The sequence below is a fragment of the Cupriavidus sp. F041 genome, assembly GCF_057814235.1.
Map to the genome: position 1 here is coordinate 1,169,972 of NZ_JBVASY010000001.1, position 22,842 is coordinate 1,192,813.

Genomic DNA, 22,842 nt, shown 5'->3' on the forward strand with positions numbered 1-22,842 from the left:
CCTGGCGGCGCGCAAGCGCCCGATTCCGCACCAATGCCATGGTGCTTCATCCTCCTCCACCCTTCTCGATACCGAGACCAATAGCCATGCCTACACTCTTTGATCCGATCCGTATCGGCGACCTCGATCTTCCCAACCGCGTCATCATGGCGCCCCTGACGCGTTCGCGCGCGGTGGGCGGCGGCCGCGTGCCCAATGCCCTGATGGCCGAGTATTACGTGCAGCGCGCTTCGGCGGGCCTGATCCTCAGCGAAGCCACTGCCGTCACCCCGCAAGGCGTGGGCTACGCAGATACCCCGGGCATCTGGTCCGACGAGCAAGTGGCCGGCTGGAAGTTGGTGACCGATGCCGTGCACGCCGCCGGCGGCCGCATCTTCCTGCAGCTGTGGCACGTGGGCCGCATTTCCGACCCCGTCTTCCTCGACGGCGAACTGCCGGTAGCACCCAGCGCCATCGCGGCCGCGGGCAATGTCAGCCTGGTGCGCCCCAAGCGCCCGTATGTCACGCCGCGCGCGCTGGAAACCGATGAGATCCCCGGCATCGTCGCGGCCTTCCGCCACGGCGCGCAAAACGCCAAGGCCGCCGGGTTCGACGGCGTGGAAGTGCACGGCGCCAACGGCTACCTGCTCGACCAGTTCCTGCAGGACAGCACCAACAAGCGCACCGACGCTTACGGCGGCCCGATCGAGAACCGCGCCCGCCTGCTGCTGGAAGTGACCGACGCCTGCATCGACGTATGGGGCGCATCGCGCGTGGGCGTGCACCTGGCGCCGCGCGCCGATGCCCACGACATGGGCGACTCGGACCTGGGCGCCACCTTCGGCTATGTGGCGCGCGAACTCGGCAAGCGCGGCATTGCCTTTATCTGCTCGCGTGAAGCGCTCGGCGACAACCGCCTCGGCCCCGCGCTGAAAAAGGCCTTCGGCGGCGTCTATATCGCCAACGAACAGATGACCAAGGAAACGGCCGAGCATGTGCTGCAAGCCGGCGAAGCCGATGCCGTGGCCTTTGGCCAGTTGTTCATCGCCAACCCCGACCTGCCGCGCCGCCTGCAGATCGACGCGCCGCTGAACGCGCCGCAGCCCGAGACCTACTACCACCCGGGCGCCGAAGGCTATATCGACTACCCCGCGCTCGCCTGAGCCAGCATGACAGCCGGCGCTGGCTCGCGTGCGACAGCGCGCGTGGCTGGTTGAAGGGTTGAAACGCCTCGCCTTGCGCGGGGCGTTTTCCCATGTTCGGGACGGTTTGAGGGACGGCCGTGCATTCACCAACCATGGCGGCTCCCACCAAGCACATGGAGAGCGCAATATGGAAGTCCGCATCATCTACCCGACGTACGCGTCGCCTACCAGCGCCACATCGGTCCCTACGGCCCGACGATCGGCACGTTCTGGCGCCATCGTGCCTTTTAGCTCGCTGCCTGCAGTTGCGGCAGCAGTTCGTCCGTCGTCAGGATCACGTGGGCATACGTCGGGCCGTTGATCTCGTGGGCGGCGTGCATGGCTCCCGCGCGACTCAGTCTGCCTGCGCCCCGGAACGCTTCACCACCGCGCCCCACTTGCGAATCTCGCTGTCTAGGAACTTGCCGGTTTCCTCCGGGCTCATAGGCATCGGTTCCGAGCCGCGGTCCGTGATGAACTTCGCCAGCTCCGGCGATTGCAAGGCCTTCACCGTTTCCGCGTTGAGCTGGCTCACCAGCGCGGGCGGCAGGCCCTTGGGCGCCATCAGGATGGCCCAGCCCAGCGCCTCGAAGCCGGCAACGCCTTCCTCGCGCACCGTGGGCACGTTGGGCAGCTGCGGCGTGCGCCTGGCCACCGTCACCGCCAGCGGCACGGCCTTCTTCGACTGGATCAGGGGCAGCGCCGCCGTCACCGAATCCACCATCAGCGGGATCTGGTTGCCAAGGAAGTCCGCCTGCGCCGGGCCGCTGCCTTTGTAGGGAATGTGCACCATGAAGATGCCGGCCTGGGCCTTGAGCATCTCGGCGGAGAGATGCTGGGTACCGCCCACGCCGGCGCTGGCGTAGCTGTACTTGCCGGGCGCGGCCTTGGCCTTGGCGATCAGGTCGCGCAGCGAGACGATGCCCGAAGCCGGCGTAGCGAGGAACACCAGCGGCACCGAGAACACCCCCGAGATCGGCTGGAAATCCTGGCGCGGGTTGTAGTTCAGCTTCTTGTACAGGGTCTGGTTGATCGCCATGGCACTGCCGGCCATGACCAGCGTGTAGCCATCGGGCGCGGCGTGCGCGGCCAGCTCCATGCCGAGGTTGCTGCCGGCACCGGCGCGGTTGTCCACGACGATCGGCTGGCCAAGCTGCTTGCCCAGGCGCTCGGCCAGCGCGCGCGCGAAGATATCGGTGGCCTGCCCCGGCGGGAACGGCACGATCAGCTTGATGGGCCGCTCGGGGTAGGCTGCATGGGCAAGCGTGCCGGCCAGTGTCAGTGCGCCGGCGGCGATCAGGGCAAAGGGTCTCTTCACGGGGCTCTCCTGTTTTTTTAGTTCTATGTGTTGTGCATGGTCACGCGCCATGGACACGGGCATATCGGAACGAATTCTACGGGATGCGGCGTCGGCGGCCGCGTGCATACGCTCCGCCAGCAGGGAAAGGGATGCAATCCTATAATCCACCTGCACGCAAGCTCGTCCAGACCTCCCGTTTCCCCGTGCCTGCCATGCGCCACAACAGGACCATCCACATGATCGATCTGTACTACTGGACCACCCCCAACGGCCACAAGATCACGATGTTCCTCGAAGAGGCTGGCCTGCCCTATCGCGTGGTCCCGGTGAATATCAGCCGCGGCGAACAGTTCGAGCCCGCCTTCCTGAAGATCTCGCCGAACAACCGCATCCCGGCCATCGTCGACCAGGCGCCCGATGATGGCGGCGAGCCGGTCTCCACCTTCGAGTCGGGCGCGATCCTGCTGTACCTGGCCGACAAGACCGGGCGCTTTATCCCGGCGGACCTGCGTGGCCGCAACATGGCGCTGCAATGGCTGTTCTGGCAGATGGGCGGGCTCGGGCCGATGGCCGGCCAGAACCATCACTTCGTGCAATACGCGCCCGAGCCACTGCCCTACGCCATCGAGCGCTACGTGAAGGAAACGGCGCGGCTGTATGGTGTGCTGAACAAGCACCTGGCAGACGGTCGCGCATACATCTGCGGTGCCGAATATTCGATAGCGGATATCGCCTGCTACCCGTGGGTGGTGCCGCACGAACGACAGCGCCAGAACCTCGAGGACTTTCCGCACCTGGCAAACTGGTTTACGCGCATACGGGCGCGGCCCGCCACCGAACGCGCCTACGCGCTGGCGAAGACGATCAATACCGCACCAGTAGTCGACGAAGCGTCGAAGCGCGTGCTGTTCGGGCAGGATGCCTCGACCGTGCGCTGACGGGTGAACGCGCTGGCCGGATCAGCGCTTGTGGTCGAAACGCCGTGCCAGCCGTTCGCCGCCGAACTGCACCAGCGTCACCAGCGCCACCAGGATGACGATCACGTTGAACATCACCGCGGTCTCGTAGCGCTCGTAACCATAACGGATGGCAAGGTCGCCAAGGCCGCCGGCTCCCACCGCGCCGGCCATGGCGGAGGAACCGATCATGGCGATCACGCTGACCGTGGCGCCGCCGACGATACCCGGCAGCGCCTCGGGCAGCAGCACGTGCCGCACGATATGCCAGCGCCGGCAGCCCATGGCGCGCGCGGCCTCGATCAAGCCCGGATCGATCTCCTTCAGGCTCACCTGCGCGATGCGCGCGAAGAAGGGAATCAGGTGCACGCTCAGCGGCACCACCGCCGCCCAGGTGCCCATGGTGGTGCCGACGATCAGCCGCGTCACCGGCAGCATCGCCACCAGCAGGATGATGAAGGGGATGGAGCGGAAGGTATTGACCAGCGCGGACAGCGCGCGGTACAGCCGCGGCCGGGGCCGCAAGCCGCCCGGCGCGCTCAGCGTCAGCACGATCGCCAGCGCCATGCCCGCCACGAAGACCACCAGGCACGAACTGCTCACCATCAGCAGGGTCTCGCCCAGTGCACGTATGTACTTGTCAACCATGGGCAGCATAGCCGCGTACCTCGGAATGGCCGGCGCGCGCACCCGCGTACGCCGCATTGGAATTCGAATTCGCACCCGCCGGGGCCGGCATCTCCAGCCGCAGCGGCCGCAGCAAAGCCAGCGTGGCATCGGCTTGCGGCTCGGCAAATACCTGCCACACGTTGCCGAGTTCGACCACGCGGCCGTGGTCGAGCACCAGCACGCGGTCGCAAGCCTGGCGGATCACCGCCATATCGTGCGTAATCAGCACCACGGTCAGGCCCAGCTGGCGATTGATATCGCGCAGCAGCGCCAGGATGGACTCCGTGGTTTCGGGGTCCAGCGCCGAGGTGGCTTCATCGCACAGCAGGATCTCGGGCCGGTGCACCAGCGCGCGCGCAATGCCCACGCGCTGCTTCTGCCCGCCCGAGAGCGTAGCCGGATAGACCTGCGCCTTGCCGGCCAGCCCCACCAGTTCCAGCAGCGCCATCACGCGCGGCGTGATCTCCGCGCGCGGCACGCCCGCCACGCGCAAGGGCAAGGCAACGTTCTCGAACACGGTCTTGGCCGAGAGCAGATTGAAATGCTGGAAGATCATGCCGATGCGCCGCCGCAGCGCCACCAGGCCGTTTTCATCGAGTCCGCCCACATCCACGTTATCCACGCGAACCTGCCCGGAGCCCGGGCGCTCCAGCATATTGATGGTGCGCAGCAGCGTGGACTTGCCCGCGCCGCTGCGGCCGATGATGCCGAATATCTCGCCGCGCGCCACGGTGAAGGAAACATCCTCCAGTGCCGGAGCCTGCGCGCCCGCATAGCGCTTGCCGAGATGCGCGAAGACGATATGCGGCGGACTGGATTGCAGCGGTAGCACCTGTGGCACGATCAGGATCCTCCTGGAAATAGCAGGAACAATAACAATCGGAAATCGGAAATCCGAAGCTCAGAACGCCGGAATCACCGAGCCCTGGAACTTGGTCAGGATGAACTTGCGCACCTCGTCCGAGTGGTACGCCTTGATCAGCGGCGCCACCCACGGCGCGGCCTTGTCGCGCTCGCGCACCGCGATGACGTTCACGTAGGGGTTGTGCTCCTTTTTCTCCACGGCAATGCCGTCGCGCGTGGCGATCAGGCCGGCCTGGTAGGCGAAGGTGTTGACCACGGCCGCGGCGTCGACGTCAGGCAACGAGCGCGCCAGCACCACCGAGGCGCTTTCCACCAGGTCCAGCTTCTTCGGGTTGGCGGTCACGTCGGCCAGCGTGGCTGTGCCGGTGTAGGGGTCCAAACCATCGCGCAGCTTGATCAGGCCGTGATCGCGCAGGATCACCAGCGCGCGGGTCTGGTTGCTCGGGTCATTGGGAATGCCAAGGCGCGCGCCCTGCGGCAGCGATTCCAGCGACTTGTACTTGCGCGAGTAGAAGGCGATCGGCGAGATCAGCGTATCCGCCACCGCCACGATCTTGTAGCCGCGCTGCTTCACCTGGTCGCGCAGGAAAGGGATGTGCTGGAAGGCATTGGCGTCGAGGTCGCCGTTGTTCAGCGCTTCGTTGGGGCTGGCGGTGCCGGTGATCACGATCGGCTGCACTTTGAGGCCCTGCTTCTTGGCCACCTGTGTGACCACCTCCCAGATCTCCTCATCCACGCCGCCGCGCACGCCTACCTTGATGGTCTTGTCGGCAGCCAGCGCCGGGGCGGCGCCAATGGCAAGCGCCGCCGTGGCGGCCAGGAGCGTTGAAAGCAATGCGCGCAAGTTCATAAGCCGTTCACCTTGAGTTTGGACGAGATGCCAGGTGAGCCAGTCTAGGCAAGCGGCGACATGATGGTCCAAGAATAAAACCGCAGTAGCAAATCCGGAAAATGCGGCCGCCCGGGCGCAAGCCCGCCGCATGCCCGTCCGCCACCCTACTTCAGGTACTTCCAGGCACCATTCTGGATCTGCACCAGCGCGGCTGCCCGCTTGTCGTAGCCAACATGGTCGGACCTGGACATCGTCGTCACGCCCTGGGTTGTCACGACGCCGCTGGTGCTCTCCAGCGCATCGCGCAGCGCAGCGCGAAACGCTTCGCTGCCTGGCCCGGCCTTGCCGAGGGCAACGGGAATTGCCGAGCGCAGGACCAGGCCCGCGTCCCAGACATTGGCCGAGAAGATCGAGGCCGAGTTCTGCCCGTAAGCGGCCTCGTATCGCTTGATGAAATCCTGCGCGACGGGACGCATCGGGCTGCCCGGCTCAAGCTGGTCGGCTACCAGCACCGGCCCGACGGCAAAGATCGCACCCTCCGCATCCTTCCCCGCAACGCGCAGGAAGTCCCGGTTGGCGATGCCATAGGTCTGGTAGACCTTGCCCTTGTAGCCACGCTCGGCGAGCGTCTTCTGCGGCAGGGCACCGGGCGTTCCGGACGCGGCGACCAGAACGGCATCCGGCTTCGCGGCGATGATCTTCAGCGTCTGGGCTACCACGCTGGTGTCGGTGCGAACGTAGCGCTCCGTCGCCACGAGCCTGATGCCGGCCTTGTCCGCCAGCGGCTGGAGCGCCGACAGCCACGCGTCCCCGTAGGCATCCGAAAAGGCCATGAACGCCAGCGTCTTCGCGCCGGCCTGGCGCATGTGGTCAAGCGTGGCGCCGACCATCAGGCTTTCGTTCTGGATTGCCTTGAATGCCCAGCGCCGCTTCTCGTCTTGCGGCTCGACGATCCTCGCGCTTGCGGCCAGGCTCATCAGGGGCACCCTGGTCTCGGCGGCAACGTCCACCAGCGGGATGGTCGATGGCGTGACCGAGGAACCCATCACCACATCCACCTTGTGCTCATCCCCCAGACGCCGGAAGTTGTGAACGCTGGCGCTCGGATCCGAGGCGTCATCAAGCACAATGAAGTTCAGCTTCTGCCCCGCAACGTCCTTGGGCAGAAGGTCGATGGCGCTCTTCGCCGGAATGCCCAGCGACGCCGCCGGACCGGTCAGCGACAAGGTGACGCCGACGTTGATATCGGCATGGGCCGTGGCTGCGGCCAGGCCGGAAATGGCAAGCACGGCGGCCATCAGTGCGCGGGTGGGATGGAACATCGCTTTGTCTCCTTGGTGTATCGCGGCCATCTCGGTGGCGCGCGTGGTGGGGGTATGGTGGCGGTAAGGCGTTCCGGGCAGGCTCAGATATCCAGTTCAAGCTCGGGTGTCAGTGCCCTGGAAACGCAAATCATGATGGCCGTGTTCGCCTCGCGCTCCGCATCGCTCAGCACATGGTCGCGGTGGTCCGCCATGCCGGACAAGAGCGGTACTTCGCAGCTGCGGCACAGCCCCTCGCGGCAGGCGAACGGCAGCGGCACGCCGTTCTGCTCCAGGGTTTCGAGAATGGTGGAGCCGGCGGGAACCATGAAGCGGCCGCCGTGCCGGTGCAGGATCACCGTGAATGCCTGCTCCGCGCTTGCGCTGGCTTGCCGTGGCTCGGCACTGAACCGTTCGAAGTGCGTGGCGGCCGGTGGCATGCCCGCCGCTTCCGCCGTGGCGGCCACCGCGTCCATCAGCGGCGATGGCCCGCAGCAGTACACATGACTGCCTTCGTTCAGCGCGCCGAGAAATGCGGACAGGTCCGCCAGTTCGCCCCGGCTCTCGTCATCGACGTGAAGCTGCACCCGTTCGCCATATCGCGACAACACATCCAGGTAAGCCGCACGCTGGCGCGAACGCATGCAGTAGAGCAGCTTCCATGGCCTGCCGTTGGCTTCGCACCAGCGAATCATGCTGAGAACCGGCGTGATGCCAACGCCGCCGGCAATGAAGATATGCGCCGTGGCTGCCGCGTGGATGCCAAACAGCGAACGCGGCATGCTGACGGTGAGCGGGTCGCCTTCCCTGAGCCCGGCATGAACATATTGCGAGCCCCCGCGTGAAGCCGGTGCAAGCCCGACGCCAAGGCAGTAGCGGTGGGTCTCGGCCGGGTCGTTGCAGAGCGAATACTGCCTGACGATACTGCCTGGCAGGTGAACATCGACATGCGCGCCCGCGGTGAAGGCGGGCAAGGCGCCGCCGCAGGGACGCCGCAGTTCGATGCCGCGGACGCCCTCTGCCTCCGAGGTCAGCCTGGATACGATCAGTTCGAGCATGCCGTGCTACCTCAACCCGGACATCGCCGTCTTCTCAACGGGTGCCGGGGATTCTGCCTCTTCCTCTTCGAGCTTGCGGTTCACGGCCCAACGGAATTGCGACAGCGCCGCGTCAATGGAAAACGGCATCATCTTGAAGTTCGGCTCGAGCGCGAGGCTTCGCTGTTGCGCCGAGATGATCTCGCGGTCCTCGTCGAACGCCGTTACCACGCTTTGGTGGATCGACGCGGTGACTTCCGGCTTGTCGATGGCGAAGTTGTGCGGATGGGCGAAGAAGTAGTGCGTGGAGTTCTCGGTCTCCGGGGTGATCGCCTGGCAACCCCGGAACTCCGCGGCGTCGACGCGCACGCCCTCCGGCGCTCCCGTGCCGGTGGGGGACATGCCGGAGTCCATCAGCAGGATGGCCGGGATCGTGAAGTTGTAGATATTCCAGCGGTCAACTTTCCCGGGCCATTCCTTGACGGCTTTGGCGAATGCGGGCGCCTCGGTATTGATGGCCCAGCGCGTAATTCGCACGCCGCCGTCGATACGCTCCACCTTGGGCTTGACGGCGGCATAGTCCTCGCTCCCGCCCAGGGTGGTCGGGTGAACGAACGGCAGGTGCGAGAAATCCAGCAGGTTGTCGCAGATCAGCAGGTAGTTCACGTCGTAGTGGATATAGCCGTCCTGGCTGCGCCAGTCCGGGTGGTCCAGCCACTGCGTATCCGGGATCAGCGACGGATCGGCCTTGTCTGGATCCCCCATCCAGATCCAGACCCAGCGGTGCTGCTCGGCGATGGGAAACTTGCGCACCTTGGCCTGCGGCAGAATGCGCTCCTGCGCGGGCGCCTCGATGCAGTGGCCCGCGCTGTCGAACTTCAGGCCGTGGTACATGCAGCGGATGCAGTCGCCTTCCCTGCGCCCGACCGACAGCGGCGCGCCGCGATGGCAGCAGCGGTCCTCCAGCGCGACGATGCTGCCGTCTTCCTTGCGGTACATCACCACCGGTACACCGATGATGGTGCGGGAGAACATGCCTTCGGCGGGGATCTCATTGTCCCAGCCGGCCACATACCAGGTGTTCTTGATAAACATGCTGCGTTCCTTCGGAAAGTCTCTTTGCGCCCGGCGTGGAAATCCGGGGCGCGCGTTGCCATGCACGCATTGCCTTCCAGCGATGCGTGGGCGGGGAATGGAAGCTGCCAGACCGGGCTAAGGTGCCGTGGCCTGGACCAGGCGGGAAATCAGGATGGGGGCGATGCCCCGTGCAGGCGGGAATGCGGGTGCAAATGCGCGGAAAGGTGGGGCGTCATGTCTTGTCTCCGTATGCCGGGACCCATCTCCGGGGTCCTTGACTGCAGAATAGGTTTGGAGCAAACATGCGTCAACGTCATCTACCTAATAGCTGGAATGTACGCCATGCATGCAGACGAGCTGGACCTCAACCTGTTGTCGGTGTTCGGCGCGATGCTGCGGGAACGCAGCGTGACCAAGGCGGCGCAGGAACTGGGCCTGACGCAAAGTGCGACGAGCCACGCCCTGAACCGGCTGCGCGCGTTCTTCGACGACCAGTTGTTCGTCAAGACGCCCGAGGGCATGATGCCCACCCACAAGGCGGAGGAACTGACCGAAGCCATCGTCGGCGTGATGGCGACGGTAAGGCAGCAAGTCCTGTCCCAGGCGCGCTTCGACCCGCTGGCGGCGCGGCGTACGTTCAATCTGTGCATGACCGATATGGGCGAGCTGGTCTTCCTGCCGCCGCTGATCAGCAGGCTGCGCCGCGAAGCACCGCACTGCACGCTGCGCACGCTGCAGGTACCGCTGCAGCAGATCGAAGGCCTGCTCGGCTCCGGAGAAGCCGACCTGGCGCTTGGCTCCATCCGCGCCGCGCCGGAGGGCCTGTTCCAGCAGCGCCTGTTCATGCATTCCTTCGTGACGATCGTAAGCGCGCGCAACCGCGAGATCGGCGAAGCCCTGACGCTGGAGCAATTTCAGCGCATGCCGCAGATTGTGGTTACGCTGTCAGGGCGAGCCAGCGCGGCCTACGACAGCGCCTTCGACGATCACGGCATCAAGCGGAACATCTACTTGTCCACGCCCCACTTCCTGGTCGTGCCGCTGCTGATCGAGCAGCATCCGGAGCTGATTGCCACGGTGCCGCTGGAACTCGCCAACGTCTTTGCAAGATACGGCACGGTGCGCGTCATGCAGCCGCCGGTGGCGCTGCCGAAATTTGCCATCAAGCAGCATTGGCACCCGCGTTTCCACCATGACCCGGCAATCATCTGGCTGCGCGAGCTGGTGAAGCGGACCTTCGAACACTATCCCAAGGTATTCGTCGGGGAGGATGAACCGGCGGCATCGCCACCGCCGGTGAAGCGGTCGCGGCGCGTGGCAAAGGGACAATGAGCAGCGCGCCTGAACACGCAGGCGTTCCCGCGCCCATGCGTCGGTTTTCCTCCGCTTGCCTACTTACGCGTGCCCGAAGTGGCCCGTGCCGCGACCCGCGGCTCCCGGCCCACGAAGATGCGCGATGGCAGCACGAAGCCCCGCAGGGCCAGCATCTCCAGCGGTCCCTGGCCGACCTCGGTACGCATCAGGTAGCGCACCGGATAGGTCAAGTCCGCCGTAACAGGAACCTTGGCGCTGCGAGCGGTCAGGCTGTCGGGATCTTCGGCGAGAGTCTGGCCATGCCCATCGGCCTGGCTCTCGACACGGGCCTTCGGCCCCTTGGCGTCTGGCGCTTCCGACCCTTCCGGCCTCGCCTGCCACGTCAACTGGTAGTTCGCACTGTCGACCGGTTCGATGTGCGCCCGCTCCAGCATCCGCACCAGTCCCCAGCGGCCGCCGAACTCGTAGTTCTTGTTGGTGCCCGCCGTCTCGGTCTGCCACTGCAGCCGGGTACCCGGGTCCTGCAGGTTGCTGGCCGGCCAGGTCATCGCCTGCCAGGTCTCGCGCTGGTTGTAGTAATGCAGCTTTTGCCCATCCAGCGTCAGCAGCGTGTCGGTCAGGCCCGGGGTCGGGATCGGCTTGAACTCGAAGCGGTACCGGGGCTTGCCCTGCGCCAGCAGGTGCGCCGCAATGCGCTGCAATGCGCTGCAAGGTGTTGATCGCATTGAGGAAGGCGGGATCGAAGGACTGTGCCTGCCCGCCGGTGGCTGCCGGCAGCCATTGATCGCCCTGCAGTTCAAGCACGCCCGCCAGCTGCGTGCCGAGGAACGCGCCGATCAGGCCGCTTTGCGGGCGCAGGAAGCGCGCCAGTTCGGGTAGCGACGCATCGTTGGCGCTGTCGGCAAACGGATAGCGTCCGGCGAACGAGCGGCCCCACGTCATCGCGATGCTTTGCCGCCAGGCCTCGTTGAGGCTCGCCTGCGCCGGCTGCAGCTGGCCCGGCGAGGTGATGCGCGCGCTCAGCGTGCCGCGGATCCTTGGCCATTTGTCTTCATTGAGCGGCAGCCGGAAGCGCCGGTCGGACGGGATCGCCTTGTAGGTGTTGCGGTAGGCCTGGTCGCGCGCGCCGCTGTGCCTGACCTCGATGATCACCTGCCCGTTGGGCGCATCCGGCAGGACGCGGTCCATGCGCAGGATGCGCGACGGGCGGGCGTCCAGCACATTGCTCTCGCCCTCGTAGACCACCTGCGAGGCGATTGCCGCCTCGTGGCGCAGCTGGGCCTCCCATTTGGCGCCGTCCTTGTCCAGGTGATGGCTCCCAAAGACGTAGGACTGGCCGTAGGTCGTCTTGTCCTTGCGGGCGATGTTCGCCTCGGCGTGGATACGCTCCCAGGACTGGTCGGGGTTGTAGTCCGCGACGCGGACCGATTCCGGCACCGTCTGCGCATGGGTCTTGAGATCGGTCACCGCCTCGGCGCCGGACTCGAGCCCTGCCGTTTCACGGAAGGGCACCCGCAACTCCGGCAGGTAAATGTAGTGGTCGATGTCGTCGCCAAACACCACCATCTCGCCGAACTTGCCCGGGGTGAAGTAGCAGTAGAGCCCTTCCTGCTCCATCAGCAGCCGGATATAAGCCCAGTCGGACATCTGGTACTGGAGGCGGAACTTGTGCTGCGGATACTTGCGGCGCGTCCTGAAGCGAAACTGATGGCCCTGCAGGCCATGCCGGCGCAGGATCGCCTCGATGATCTGCGGGGCGGTCCTGTTCTGGTAGATGCGGCTCGCGCGCGTGAGTTGCAGCCGTGCGACCAGCGGCTCCACCACGATCTCGTAGCTGCTGAAATCATGGGTCTGCTTGGTCTGGCTGAAGCGCATGATGCAGCCTGCAAACTTGCGCGGCTCCGTCCCGTCGCCAGGATCGATCAGGAAGGTCGCATCCTTGCCGAGATAGTCGGCGCGCTCAAGCGGCAAGGGATGCGTCAGCTGGATGGCGACGGTGTAAAGCTCGCCCATCCGCTCCACCGCTTCGAATGACACCACCGACAGCTCGGCGGCGCTGGCCGTGCCGGGCACCTCGAGGAAATACGCCTGGCGCCCGGTCAGTTCCTTGGGCAGCGCACCGCCGTATGTCCTCCGTTGTTCATCCGGATCCGTCATGGTTTTCGCTCCGTTGTCAGCGTGATCGATGCTGACGCAGGACTTTAAACGTCTTCTTCTATGCCATAAATACCTTATCTGCTATTTTTGAAATTTAACATTTTTCTAACATAAATTCGTACTTATCCTATATATCTAAAATAGGTCTCCATGCTATTAACTATGGCGCACTGCCTTAACGGATCGTTGTCACAAGAATTGGAAAGCGTTTAGTGCAGCTTTAGAGTCAGCCAGCATCCGGCTGGTCGGTGTCGCGCTTGCGCCGCGGCAGTAGCCCATTGCGAGCGGTCAGCCAACTCTTTTCAGCCAGATCGGGGAGCAGTTGGCTACTGGCGGCACCGCCACCAGTGAGCAGCAACCATGGGCGACGGCAGCGGTTGCGCCGCCCCGGCTCTTTCCGGAACTGACGGCAAAGTGGCTCTAAGATTTTCGGAGCGGGATTTACCCGGTCTTGGGTAGCGAGAATGCTGGCCTAAGCTATGCCCGTCGGGAACCTTCGCGCTTCAGACGTCTTGATGCCCGCGTACTCGCCCCCAGATTAATGCTGCCCCCTGTGACAATCATTGCAAAGGCCGGTATCGAGACGAGATATAGCGGCAGCGTCTTCATTGCATGAACTACGCTTCACGCAGATGACGAGCATCCCTGTGGAGATGTACGGTGCCATCACCGGAACAATCGCCGCACCAGGCGCACCGGCGTTCCGCGCGCCTAGCCGTCCGCCTCAGCCGGCTCCATCGCGCCGAACCGCCACGACAACCGCCGCGCCGCTTGCAACAGAGTCCTGGCCGTGGCGCCATCTGTACCGCTGTCGAAGCTGCCCGACGTGCCAATCAGGGCGATGACCAGCGCAATGCTGCCGGTGTGGTCGAACACGGGCGCCGCAAGTGTGTCGATGCCGGGCACGGGCCGGCTCAGCGCGTTGTCGATCCGCTGCGCGCGGATTTGCGCCAGCCGGGCCGCGTACGCTGGCGCAAGCGCTTCGCCCGCGCCGCCATCCGCTTGGACGACTTCCGATTTCCGCACACCGGCCAGCCGAAGCTCGTCCTGGCCCAGCAGGCCAATCAGCGCGTGCTCCGGCAGGTGCGCTGCGAACAACCGGCCGATCGCCGTATTGACCAGCGAGAGCACAGTACCCACCCGCAGACTGACGTGCTGCGGCCGCGCGGCTTCTTCCAGGCGGACTACCGTCGGCCCCAGCGGGCCGAGCACTGCCATTGCCACACTAAGGCTGGTCGCGCCCGCCAGTTCGATCACTTCCGGCTCGGCCTCGCGGGTTGGCGAGAGCCGCTGCAAGGCGATCAGCCCGAGTTCGAGACCCAGCGGGCCGGACAGGAAATTGCCCGCCGCGTCGCGCGCCAGCAGGCCGATCTTCTGCAGGCTGACCAGATGCGGGAACGCCTTGGCGGGCGGCATGCCGGCCGCGCGCGCGAGATCGCGCAACGGCAGGGGCCGCCCTGCCGCCACCAGCGCGGCGAGCAACTGGCCGGTATTGTCCAGCGCCTGGATACCGCGCTGCGGTTTGGCGGCTTCGCCCTGGGTGTCGTCGGTTGGCATGGGTGCTGGGGTCATTCGGGAGTACCGGCGATGGCTTCACGGATGGCTGCCGCGGTGTCGAGCAGGGCAAGTGCCACGGGGCCGCGCCAGTCCACATCGATGGCGCCGGTCGAGCCGACCACGGTCAGCGCCAGGCGCAGGCGGCCGCTGGTGTCGAGCACCGGCACGCTGAGACTGCTGACCGCCGGGCTGGGCGCATCGATGCTGCGCTCGATGCCGCGCTCGCGGATGGCGGCAAGGATCGCGCCGAAGGCGGCGCCGGGCGTGCCGCCGGGCTGCTGCTGTTGCCAGATTGCCTGCCATTGCCCGGGCGGGAGAAACGCGCAGAATACGCGGCCGGTCGCGGTTGCCGACAGCGACATGACCGAGCCCACGTGCAGGTTCACGTGCAAGGGCGAACTGGCGTGTGCATAGCGGACGATGGTTGGGCCCTGCGGCCCGCTGGCGCAGATCGCCACGCTGAATCCGCACGACGCGGCGAGCGCGGCCACGCGCGGCACCGCTGCCCGGTAGGCGGGATCATGGTCGAGAAACAGCATCCCGAGCTGCAGCGCCAGCGGGCCGGGCTCGTAGCGCCCGGACAAGTGGTCGCGCTTGATCAATCCAAGCCGCACCAGGCTGACGAGGTAAGTGTGTGCTTGCGCGGGCGCGATCTGCACGCCAGCCGCGAGGTCGGCCAGGGTCATGGGGGCACGGACATCGGCCAGCGCCCGCAAGAAACGGCCGCCGACTTCGACGCTCTGTATGCCGCGCTGCGCTTTCTCCGCGCCACCGGCATCCGACGTGTTGTCCGCTGATCTTGCCATTCGCCTCTCGCTTGAAAACCCAGATAGTAATCGACCAGACGCCCCACCTCCCGCATCCCCGAGGGTTTCCCCTTGGTTTCTGTGCCGCATCCGGCTCTCGTATTTTATTAGTCAAAAACAATGAGATTTGTTATTGACTAATTTCGCTGAGATTCCTAAGATGGCCTTACCCCGATACCGGTGCAGTTACAGAGTGAAAACGGGGCGAGACAGTCCCCCGCTATGCAGTGATCCGCCCCGGCGCCTGCTGTCTCGTCTTTTCCCCACGCAGCAGAAAAGAAAGAGGCAAGCATGAGCAAGGCATTCGCATCCCAGGCCGACCTGGAAGCCAAGAAAGTCACCTTCACCCAACTCTCCGAGAACGCCTACGCGTACACGGCCGAGGGAGACCCCAACTCCGGCGTGATCATCGGCGACGACGGCGTGCTGATCGTCGACACCACCGCCACGCCCGCCATGGCGCAAGACCTGATCGCCAGGATCCGCTCGGTCACCGACAAGCCCATCAAGTACGTCGTGCTCTCGCACTACCACGCGGTGCGCGTGCTTGGCGCGTCGGCCTATTTCGCCGAGGGCGCGCAGCAGGTCATCGCCAGCCGCGGCACTTACGAAATGATCGTCGAGCGCGGCGAAGCGGATATGAAGTCCGAGATCGAGCGCTTCCCGCGCCTGTTCGCCGGCGTCGAGACCGTGCCGGGCCTGACCTGGCCGACGCTGGTGTTCGAGAAGGAAATCACGCTGTACCTCGGCAAGCTCGAAGTCCGCATCGCGCATCTGGGCTCCGGCCATACCAAGGGCGACACGGTGGTCTGGCTGCCTTCGCAAAAGGTGCTGTTCTCCGGCGACCTGGTGGAATACGACGCCGCGTGCTACTGCGGCGATGCGCAGCTTGAGCAATGGCCGGCCACGCTGGATGCCTTGCAGGCACTGGGCGCCGAGAAACTGGTTCCCGGCCGTGGCCCTGCCCTCACCAACACGGAGGAGGTCAGGAAGGGCATCGAGTACACCAAGGACTTCGTCACCACGCTGTTCCAGGCTGGCAAGGAGGCCGTGGTGGACCGCCTCGACCTGAAGAGCGCGATGGCCCATACGCGCAAATCGATGGACCCGAAGTTCGGCCATGTCTTCATCTACGAGCACTGCCTGCCGTTCGACGTGTCGCGCGCCTTCGACGAAGCCAGCGGCATCAAGCACCCGCGCATCTGGACCGCGCAGCGCGACAAGGAAATGTGGGCCGCGCTGCAGGATTGAAGACCAGCCGCCGCAAAGATGGAACGGCCGAGTAGAGTGGATGGAGACACAGGCATGAGCAACGACTACCAGAACCTGTCATTTGATTACCAGCCGTGCCCCGAGCAACGGCAGGAGCAGGCAGGCAATCCTCACCCCGTCATCGTCGTCGGCGCCGGCCCCATAGGGCTGGCCACCGCGATCGACCTGGCCCAGCATGGCGTGCCGGTCGTGCTGGTGGACGATGACTGCACCCTGTCGAACGGGTCGCGCGCGATCTGCTTCGCCAAGCGCACGCTGGACGTCTTCGACCGGCTCGGCTGCGGCGAGCGCATGGTGGAAAAGGGCGTTTGCTGGAACGTCGGCAAGGTCTTCGTGCGCGACGAGCAGGTCTACACCTTCGACCTGCTGCCGGAAGCCGGCCACCAGCGGCCGGCCTTCATCAACCTGCAGCAATACTACGTCGAGGGCTTCCTGCTCGACCGCGCGCGCCAGTTGCCCAACCTTGAGATCCGCTGGAAGCACAAGGTGGTGGGCATCGAGCAGCGCCATGCCGGCACGCCGGATGCCGCCGTGGTGCTGACCGTCGATACGCCGGACGGCCCCTATGCGCTCACCGGCCGCTACGTGGTGGCGGCCGATGGCTCGCGCAGCCCGCTGCGCAACCTGCTCGGCCTGGACAGCAAGGGCCGCACCTTCAAGGATCGCTTCCTGATCGCCGACGTGAAGATGGAAGCCGAATTCCCCACCGAGCGCTGGTTCTGGTTCGATCCGCCCTTCCATCCGAACCAGTCCGTGCTGCTGCACCGCCAGCCCGACAACGTCTGGCGCATCGACTTCCAGCTCGGCTGGGATGCCGATCCGGTGCTGGAGAAGACGCCGGAGCGCGTGATTCCGCGCGTGCAGGCACTGCTCGGGCCCGATGCGAAGTTCGAGCTGGAATGGGTCAGCGTCTATACCTTCTCCTGCCTGCGCATGGACAGCTTCCGCCACGGCAACGTGCTGTTTGCCGGCGACTCCGCGCATGGCGTCTCGCCGTTCGGCGCGCGCGGCGCCAACAGCGGCGTGCAGGATGCGGAGAACCTCGCCTGGAAGCTGGCTTTCGTGCTCCAGGGCCAGGCGCCGGACAGCCTGCTCGATACGTATGCGAGCGAGCGCGAGTATGCCGCCGACGAGAACATCCGCAACTCGACGCGCTCCACCGACTTCATCACGCCGAAGAGCGCCGTCAGCAAAGTGTTCCGCGATGCCGTACTGAACCTGTCGAAGCAACATGCGTTCGCGCGGCAGCTGGTCAATAGCGGACGGCTCTCCCTGCCGTCGGTATTGCACAATTCGCCGCTCAACACGCCCGACACCAGCGAATTTGCCGGCGGCATGGTGCCGGGCGCGGCCTGCGTGGATGCGCCCGTATCCGGGGAACAAGGCCCGGGCTGGCTGCTGCCGCAACTCGGCGGGCAGTTCACCGCGCTGGTATTCGGCGCGCCCGATGCCGGCGACCTGCGGGCCCTGCAAAGCCTGCGCCAAGGCACGCTGCCGCTCAAGCTGGTCGTGGTCGACGCGGGGGAAGCCTGCACCGGGCAGCCGGGCGTGACGGTACTGCGCGACGCCGAGGGCCTGGCGGCACAGCGCTACGACGCGCAGCCCGGCACGCTGTACCTGATCCGCCCGGACCAGCATGTCTGCGCGCGCTGGCGGCAGGCCGACATCGCCAGCGTCGGGCAGGCGTTGGCCCGCGCAACCGGCAACGCGCCGTGCATGCAGGCGGCGGCAAAGGCGCAAGCCCCTGCCCCCGTCGCGGCATAGGCATTCCGGCGACATTCCGAATCGGAGACAGAGCGATGGCACTCAATTCACACCCCAACCTGAAGCGCCCCGACGACTTCTACGAAGCCCTGATCGACATGCACCGCAATCTCGACGACGGCCAGAGCCAGGCGGTCAATGCGCAACTGATCCTGTTGCTCGCGAATCATATCGGCGACCACGGCACGCTGCTCGCGGCCATGCAACTGGCGCGGGCAGGTGCGGTGCAGGACCGCAGCGCGCAAGCCTGACCGCGGCGGGCGCATCCTGCGCCCGCCGCTCCCAACTCTTTGCCCAGGCGCGCAAGACGCCGGCATCCAGGGCGAATCGACGCCCGCGTTCCCGGAGACAATCCATGACTTATCCCTCTGCAGGGGCCATCGCGCCCCAGGCTACTGCCGTGCGCGATGATGACGCGCTCTATCGAAAGATCTGGCTGCGCATCATCCCCTTCCTGTTTGTCTGCTACGTCATCTCCTTCCTGGACCGCATCAATATCGGCTTTGCCCAGTTGCAGATGAAGCAGGACCTGGGCTTCAGCGATGCGATGTACGGGCTGGGCGCCGCCGTCTTCTACGTTGGCTACGTCCTGTGCGAAGTGCCCAGCAATATGCTCCTGGCCCGCTTCGGCGCGCGCCGCACCTTCACCCGCATCATGCTGCTGTGGGGAGCCGCCTCGGTCGGCATGATGATGGTGTCCACCCCAACGCATTTCTATACGCTGCGCTTCCTGCTCGGCGTGTTCGAGGCGGGTTTCTTCCCCGGCATCGTCCTGTATCTCACCTACTGGTTCCCGGCGCGGCGGCGCGCGGCGGTAATGGCCATCTTCTTTGCCGGGGTTGCCGTGGCGGGCGTGCTGGGCGGGCTGATCTCGGGCTGGATCATGCGCGACATGGCAGGCGTGCTCGGCCTCTACGGCTGGAAGTGGATGTTCGCCATCGAAGGCGCGCCCGCCATCATCCTCGGGCTCATCGCCGCGGTCTGCCTGGTCGATGGCCCGCAGCAGGCCAGCTGGCTCACTGACAAGGAAAAGGCCTTCCTCGCCGCGCAGAACGGCCCGGCCGGGAGCGCCGCGCATGCGCACTCCTTCAGCGCGCTGATGCAGGCGCTGCGCAATCCGCGCATCTACCTGTTCGCGTTCATCTACTTCTCGCTGACATGCGGCTCGCTCACCCTGAGCTTCTGGATGCCCCTGATGATCCGGGATTTCGGCATTACCGACGTGATGTCCATCAGCCTGTACTCCGTCATCCCGAACGCGATCGGCGCCGTCGGCCTGATCCTGATCGCCCGCAACTCCGACCGGCGCGGCGAGCGGCATCGCCATTTCCTGGCCTGCACGTCGGGTGGCGCGCTGGCACTGGCGCTGCTGACCCTGCATCTGCCCAGCTTCGCGGCAATGCTCGCCCTGCTGTCCGTCGCGGCCGTGCTGATCTTTGCCGCGCTGCCGATCTTCTGGTCGTTGCCGCCCAGCCACCTGCCTGCGCATACGGCGGCCACCGGGATCGCCTTTATCAGCAGCATCGGCATTACGAGCGGCATCGTCAGCCCCTGGGTCATCGGGCAGATCAAGACGCACACCGGCAGCATGGACAATGCGTTGTACCTGCTGGCAGGCTTGCTGGTGGCCAGCGGCGTCGCCATGTGGGCCGGAGTGCCCAGGGGCGAGCCGCGGCACTGATCGCCGGCCGGCGCGGGACAAAAACCAACGCAGGCGTAGCGCCCGGCCGGTCGCCGGGCCTGCACGGAAAGCCGGACAACCTATTTTTCAAGCCTTACCTAAATTTGCCAGTTAACATGTCGTTATGAGCGGCGAACTGGCGCCTTCTCTATCACGCACCCGTGCGAGTGCACATCAGGCGAAATCCAGGCAGATCAAAGTCAACGTCTAGAAAGAGAAAGAGAAAGAGAAAGAGAAAGAGAAAGGGCCTCAATGCTTGCCGGCAGCCACAACAGTTCGCTCGTACTGATCTCGCTGCTTGTCGCGATCCTGGCCTCATACACCGCCCTTGACATGGCGGGGCGCATCGCCACCGCGCAGGGCCGCGCGGCGCATTGGTGGCTGGCCGGCGGCGCGTGCGCGATGGGAATCGGCATCTGGTCGATGCACTTTATCGCCATGCTGGCATTCCATCTGCCGATCCCGCTCGGCTACGACCTGCCGATCATCGGGGTCTCGCTGCTGATCGCCATCGCGTTGTCGGCGCTTGCGCTCTGGCTCGTGGGCCGGGAAACCTTGCCCTGGCGGCGCCTGGCCGGTGGCGCCTTGCTCATCGGCGCGGGCATCGCCGGCATGCACTACACGGGCATGGCCGCGCTGCAGATGTCGCCGGGCATCCGCTACATCCCGTCCTTGTTCATCCTTTCCATCGTGGTCGCGGTCCTGGACTCCGGCACGGCATTGTGGATCGCATTCAACCTGCGGCGGGAGTCGATCTGGGTGCGGCCCCTGCGCGCGGGCGCCGCTGTCATCATGGGCGTTGCCATCGTCGGGATGCATTACACCGGCATGGCGGCTGCAGAGTTCCCGCTCGGCAGCATTTGCGGGGCGGCGCGCGACGGGATGGATACGGGATGGCTGGCGGTGGTGATCATCGTCGTCACGCTGGCGGTGCTTGCCATTGCCCTGATCACCTCGGTGCTCGACGTGCGCATGGAGGCCCGCACCGCGATGCTATCGCTATCGCTGGCCGAGGCTAACCAGGAACTGACCTACCTGGCGCTGCACGACAACCTGACAAAACTGCCCAACCGGGTGTTGCTGGAAGACCGGCTCGACCGGGCAATCCAGGAGGCCGCGCAGAAGAACACCCGCTTTGCCCTGATGTTCATGGACCTGGACGGCTTCAAGGCGGTGAACGACGCCTATGGCCACCCTGTTGGCGACCAGTTGCTGGTCGAGGTCGCGCGGCGCATCGGGGCCACCGTGCGCGCGCAGGACACCATTGCCAGGCTGGGCGGCGACTAGTTCGTGCTGCTGGCCAGCGTCGGCGAGCCGGCGGACGCGGCGACTCTCGCCGAGAAGGTGTTGACGGCCATTCGCGAGCCCTTCCAGGTTACCGGCCGCGAGTTGCGCGTCTCCACCAGCATCGGCATTGCGATGTACCCCGGGGACGGCACCCTCCAGCACGACTTGTTGACCAACGCCGACGCGGCGATGTATCACGCGAAAGCGCTGGGCCGCAATACCATCTGCTTTTTCGAAGCGTCGATGAACGCCAACGTGCACGAGCAGCTGCAACTGGTGCAGGACCTGCGCCTGGCACTGGAGCGCAGGGAGCTGATCCTGCAATACCAGCCCAAGCTCACCGCGCCCAGCGGGCCGGTGGTCGGCGTGGAAGCGCTGGTGCGCTGGGCGCACCCCACCCGCGGCCTGATTGCCCCGGACCAGTTCATTGCCCAGGCCGAAAAGACCGGCCTGATCGTGCCGATGGGGAACTGGATCCTGGACGAAGCCTGCCGGCAGATGCGGGAGTGGCGCGATGCGGGCCATCCGCATTGGAGCGTGGCAGTCAACCTGTCGGCCCTGCAGTTCCGGCATGCCAGCCTGATCAAGACAGTGCGGGATACCCTGGCGCGGCACGCGCTGGAGCCAGGCCGCCTGACGCTCGAAGTCACCGAATCGACTGCGATGCGCGACACCGATGCCAGCCTGCAGATCCTGAAGCAGCTTCACGACATGGGCGTGCGCATCTCGATCGACGACTTTGGCACCGGTTATTCCAGCCTGCTGTACCTGAAGCGGCTGCCGGCCAGCGAGCTGAAGATCGATCGCGGCTTTATCCGGGATCTCGCCCGCGACACGGAAGATGCGGCGATCGTCTCGGCCATCGTGGCGCTGGGCCGCACGCTGAACCTGGACATCGTCGCGGAAGGGGTGGAGACGGCCAAGCAGCAGGAATTCCTGACGCGGCTGGGCTGCGATTCGCTACAGGGCTTCCTGCTGGGACGGCCGATGTCGGCGGAGACGCTGATCGCATCGCTCGCCGGCAACGATAAGCTGGCGAACGCCGCGTAGCCGCCAAAGCGCATAACCACATAGAGGCCAGCAGCAAGCCTCAGGCCGCGTTGTGGCTCGTCAGGTACTTGACCAGGCCATCGATGCCGCTGCGCGCCACGATGTCGGCGAACTGCTGCCGGTAGATCTCGATCAGCCAGGCACCGCTCATATTGATGTCGTAGATGGCCCAGCCCGCAGGGCCGCGCTGCAGGCGGTAATCGATCTGCACCACGTCCCCTTTGTTGATCATGCTGGTCTCCACCACCACGTCGTTGCCGCTGGTACGTGGCGGCTTATAGCGAAACTTCAGTGCCTGGTCACGCACTTGCGACAGGGACAAGGCGTAGCTGCGTACGAGCAACGTCTCGAACTGCTCGTAAAGTTGCTTTTGCTGCTCAGGCGAGGCGTTGCGCCAGGCGTTTCCCACGGCAAGCCGCGTGGTGTGCCGGAAATCGGTATAGGGCAGGAACTGCTTGCGCACCACGGCAGTGATCTTGTCGAGGTCGCCGCTGCGGGTGTCGGGATTGGCCTGGATGGTGCCGAGCACGCCCTCGACGGCGGCGCGGACCATGCGGTCCGGCGAGGAGCGGTCGACGCTGGCGGCGGCGGGCGCCGCGTCGGGGCCGGCAGCCGCTGCGCTCCCCGGCACGGCTGCGCCGAGGACAAGCACAGCCAGGACTGCAACGGCTGTGCCACCGGAACTGGCAAGGGCAAGGCGGAAATGGCGACGCATCGCAATGCTCCTCCGCAAGGGTTGGCTGGATGCGGCTGCG

18 protein-coding genes and 2 pseudogenes are annotated in these 22,842 nt (G+C 65.6%); 8 read left to right on the plus strand and 12 right to left on the minus strand.

Annotated elements, in window-relative coordinates:
- Window positions 1-86: 86 nt before the first annotated feature.
- A complete protein-coding gene (locus ACZY0R_RS05375; protein WP_488857469.1) occupies window positions 87-1,142 on the plus strand; it encodes an alkene reductase in 1,056 nt (351 codons plus the stop codon).
- 376 nt (window positions 1,143-1,518) lie between these two features.
- On the opposite strand, the gene ACZY0R_RS05380 is transcribed toward ACZY0R_RS05375, so the two are convergent.
- Window positions 1,519-2,481, minus strand: coding sequence for a Bug family tripartite tricarboxylate transporter substrate binding protein (locus ACZY0R_RS05380; protein ID WP_488857470.1), 963 nt, complete (start codon window positions 2,479-2,481; stop codon window positions 1,519-1,521).
- A 218-nt stretch (window positions 2,482-2,699) separates the two neighbouring features.
- Between ACZY0R_RS05380 and ACZY0R_RS05385 the strand changes: the two genes are divergently transcribed.
- Window positions 2,700-3,401, plus strand: a complete 702-nt coding sequence (locus ACZY0R_RS05385; protein ID WP_488859513.1) for a glutathione binding-like protein — start codon at window positions 2,700-2,702, stop codon at window positions 3,399-3,401.
- Between the two features lie 21 nt (window positions 3,402-3,422).
- On the opposite strand, the gene ACZY0R_RS05390 is transcribed toward ACZY0R_RS05385, so the two are convergent.
- The 6 genes from ACZY0R_RS05390 to ACZY0R_RS05415 form a co-directional block, all read right to left on the minus strand.
- Window positions 3,423-4,067 carry a methionine ABC transporter permease gene (locus ACZY0R_RS05390; protein WP_488859514.1) on the minus strand — a complete coding sequence of 215 codons (645 nt, stop codon included), beginning with the start codon at window positions 4,065-4,067 and terminating at the stop codon, window positions 3,423-3,425.
- Window positions 4,060-4,935: a methionine ABC transporter ATP-binding protein gene (locus ACZY0R_RS05395; protein ID WP_488859515.1), complete on the minus strand. Its 876-nt coding sequence runs from the start codon at window positions 4,933-4,935 to the stop codon at window positions 4,060-4,062. Before ACZY0R_RS05395 ends, ACZY0R_RS05390 begins: the two co-directional genes overlap by 8 nt.
- A 54-nt stretch (window positions 4,936-4,989) precedes the next feature.
- Window positions 4,990-5,802, minus strand: a complete 813-nt coding sequence (locus tag ACZY0R_RS05400) for a MetQ/NlpA family ABC transporter substrate-binding protein (protein WP_488857471.1) — start codon at window positions 5,800-5,802, stop codon at window positions 4,990-4,992.
- A gap of 146 nt (window positions 5,803-5,948) precedes the next feature.
- Complete coding sequence (locus ACZY0R_RS05405; protein WP_488857472.1) at window positions 5,949-7,106, minus strand: ABC transporter substrate-binding protein; 1,158 nt, start codon at window positions 7,104-7,106, stop codon at window positions 5,949-5,951.
- Window positions 7,107-7,189: 83 nt separating this feature from the next.
- On the minus strand, window positions 7,190-8,143 hold the full coding sequence (locus ACZY0R_RS05410; protein ID WP_488857474.1) for a PDR/VanB family oxidoreductase: 954 nt from the start codon (window positions 8,141-8,143) through the stop codon (window positions 7,190-7,192).
- Window positions 8,144-8,149: 6 nt separating this feature from the next.
- Window positions 8,150-9,217: an aromatic ring-hydroxylating dioxygenase subunit alpha gene (locus ACZY0R_RS05415; protein WP_488857475.1), complete on the minus strand. Its 1,068-nt coding sequence runs from the start codon at window positions 9,215-9,217 to the stop codon at window positions 8,150-8,152.
- 324 nt (window positions 9,218-9,541) lie between these two features.
- Here ACZY0R_RS05415 and ACZY0R_RS05420 point away from each other — a divergent pair, with 324 nt between their 5' ends.
- Complete coding sequence (locus ACZY0R_RS05420) at window positions 9,542-10,531, plus strand: LysR family transcriptional regulator (RefSeq protein ID WP_488857476.1); 990 nt, start codon at window positions 9,542-9,544, stop codon at window positions 10,529-10,531.
- 59 nt (window positions 10,532-10,590) lie between these two features.
- Here the strand turns inward: ACZY0R_RS05420 and ACZY0R_RS05425 are convergent, their stop codons facing one another.
- The 4 genes and pseudogenes from ACZY0R_RS05425 to ACZY0R_RS05440 form a co-directional block, all read right to left on the minus strand.
- Window positions 10,591-11,238 carry a type VI secretion IcmF C-terminal domain-containing protein gene (locus ACZY0R_RS05425; RefSeq protein ID WP_488859516.1) on the minus strand — a complete coding sequence of 216 codons (648 nt, stop codon included), beginning with the start codon at window positions 11,236-11,238 and terminating at the stop codon, window positions 10,591-10,593.
- Between the two features lie 28 nt (window positions 11,239-11,266).
- A pseudogene (locus ACZY0R_RS05430) lies at window positions 11,267-12,670 on the minus strand (type VI secretion system Vgr family protein); the annotation flags it as partial.
- Between the two features lie 711 nt (window positions 12,671-13,381).
- A complete protein-coding gene (locus ACZY0R_RS05435) occupies window positions 13,382-14,227 on the minus strand; it encodes an IclR family transcriptional regulator (RefSeq protein ID WP_488857477.1) in 846 nt (281 codons plus the stop codon).
- An 11-nt stretch (window positions 14,228-14,238) separates the two neighbouring features.
- Window positions 14,239-15,033: an IclR family transcriptional regulator gene (locus tag ACZY0R_RS05440; RefSeq protein WP_488857478.1), complete on the minus strand. Its 795-nt coding sequence runs from the start codon at window positions 15,031-15,033 to the stop codon at window positions 14,239-14,241.
- Window positions 15,034-15,324: 291 nt separating this feature from the next.
- Here ACZY0R_RS05440 and ACZY0R_RS05445 point away from each other — a divergent pair, with 291 nt between their 5' ends.
- The 5 genes and pseudogenes from ACZY0R_RS05445 (at window position 15,325) to ACZY0R_RS05465 (ending at window position 22,087) form a co-directional block, all read left to right on the plus strand.
- The gene (locus ACZY0R_RS05445) at window positions 15,325-16,284 is read left to right on the plus strand and encodes an MBL fold metallo-hydrolase (RefSeq protein ID WP_045236937.1); all 960 of its coding nucleotides are present in this window, start codon (window positions 15,325-15,327) and stop codon (window positions 16,282-16,284) included.
- Between the two features lie 54 nt (window positions 16,285-16,338).
- Complete coding sequence (locus tag ACZY0R_RS05450) at window positions 16,339-18,069, plus strand: FAD-dependent oxidoreductase (protein WP_488857479.1); 1,731 nt, start codon at window positions 16,339-16,341, stop codon at window positions 18,067-18,069.
- 35 nt (window positions 18,070-18,104) lie between these two features.
- The gene (locus tag ACZY0R_RS05455) at window positions 18,105-18,320 is read left to right on the plus strand and encodes a DUF2783 domain-containing protein (RefSeq protein ID WP_488857480.1); all 216 of its coding nucleotides are present in this window, start codon (window positions 18,105-18,107) and stop codon (window positions 18,318-18,320) included.
- A gap of 104 nt (window positions 18,321-18,424) precedes the next feature.
- Complete coding sequence (locus ACZY0R_RS05460) at window positions 18,425-19,750, plus strand: MFS transporter (RefSeq protein WP_488857481.1); 1,326 nt, start codon at window positions 18,425-18,427, stop codon at window positions 19,748-19,750.
- A gap of 252 nt (window positions 19,751-20,002) precedes the next feature.
- Window positions 20,003-22,087 (plus strand): annotated as a pseudogene (locus ACZY0R_RS05465) (putative bifunctional diguanylate cyclase/phosphodiesterase).
- Window positions 22,088-22,127: 40 nt separating this feature from the next.
- On the opposite strand, the gene ACZY0R_RS05470 reads toward ACZY0R_RS05465, so the two are convergent.
- Window positions 22,128-22,802, minus strand: coding sequence for an MlaC/ttg2D family ABC transporter substrate-binding protein (locus ACZY0R_RS05470; RefSeq protein WP_488857483.1), 675 nt, complete (start codon window positions 22,800-22,802; stop codon window positions 22,128-22,130).
- Window positions 22,803-22,842: the final 40 nt, after the last annotated feature.

Excerpts from the sequence above, each read along its gene's own strand:
- ACZY0R_RS05375 (WP_488857469.1), top strand. The coding sequence starts at position 87 with ATGCCTACACTCTTTGATCCGATCCGTATCGGCGACCTCGATCTTCCC.
- ACZY0R_RS05385 (WP_488859513.1), top strand. The coding sequence starts at position 2,700 with ATGATCGATCTGTACTACTGGACCACCCCCAACGGCCACAAGATCACG.
- ACZY0R_RS05390 (WP_488859514.1), bottom strand. The coding sequence starts at position 4,067 with ATGGTTGACAAGTACATACGTGCACTGGGCGAGACCCTGCTGATGGTG.
- ACZY0R_RS05400 (WP_488857471.1), bottom strand. The coding sequence starts at position 5,802 with ATGAACTTGCGCGCATTGCTTTCAACGCTCCTGGCCGCCACGGCGGCG.
- ACZY0R_RS05405 (WP_488857472.1), bottom strand. The coding sequence starts at position 7,106 with ATGTTCCATCCCACCCGCGCACTGATGGCCGCCGTGCTTGCCATTTCC.
- ACZY0R_RS05410 (WP_488857474.1), bottom strand. The coding sequence starts at position 8,143 with ATGCTCGAACTGATCGTATCCAGGCTGACCTCGGAGGCAGAGGGCGTC.
- ACZY0R_RS05415 (WP_488857475.1), bottom strand. The coding sequence starts at position 9,217 with ATGTTTATCAAGAACACCTGGTATGTGGCCGGCTGGGACAATGAGATC.
- ACZY0R_RS05420 (WP_488857476.1), top strand. The coding sequence starts at position 9,542 with ATGCATGCAGACGAGCTGGACCTCAACCTGTTGTCGGTGTTCGGCGCG.
- ACZY0R_RS05425 (WP_488859516.1), bottom strand. The coding sequence starts at position 11,238 with ATGCGATCAACACCTTGCAGCGCATTGCAGCGCATTGCGGCGCACCTG.
- ACZY0R_RS05435 (WP_488857477.1), bottom strand. The coding sequence starts at position 14,227 with ATGCCAACCGACGACACCCAGGGCGAAGCCGCCAAACCGCAGCGCGGT.
- ACZY0R_RS05440 (WP_488857478.1), bottom strand. The coding sequence starts at position 15,033 with ATGGCAAGATCAGCGGACAACACGTCGGATGCCGGTGGCGCGGAGAAA.
- ACZY0R_RS05445 (WP_045236937.1), top strand. The coding sequence starts at position 15,325 with ATGAGCAAGGCATTCGCATCCCAGGCCGACCTGGAAGCCAAGAAAGTC.
- ACZY0R_RS05450 (WP_488857479.1), top strand. The coding sequence starts at position 16,339 with ATGAGCAACGACTACCAGAACCTGTCATTTGATTACCAGCCGTGCCCC.
- ACZY0R_RS05455 (WP_488857480.1), top strand. The coding sequence starts at position 18,105 with ATGGCACTCAATTCACACCCCAACCTGAAGCGCCCCGACGACTTCTAC.
- ACZY0R_RS05460 (WP_488857481.1), top strand. The coding sequence starts at position 18,425 with ATGACTTATCCCTCTGCAGGGGCCATCGCGCCCCAGGCTACTGCCGTG.
- ACZY0R_RS05470 (WP_488857483.1), bottom strand. The coding sequence starts at position 22,802 with ATGCGTCGCCATTTCCGCCTTGCCCTTGCCAGTTCCGGTGGCACAGCC.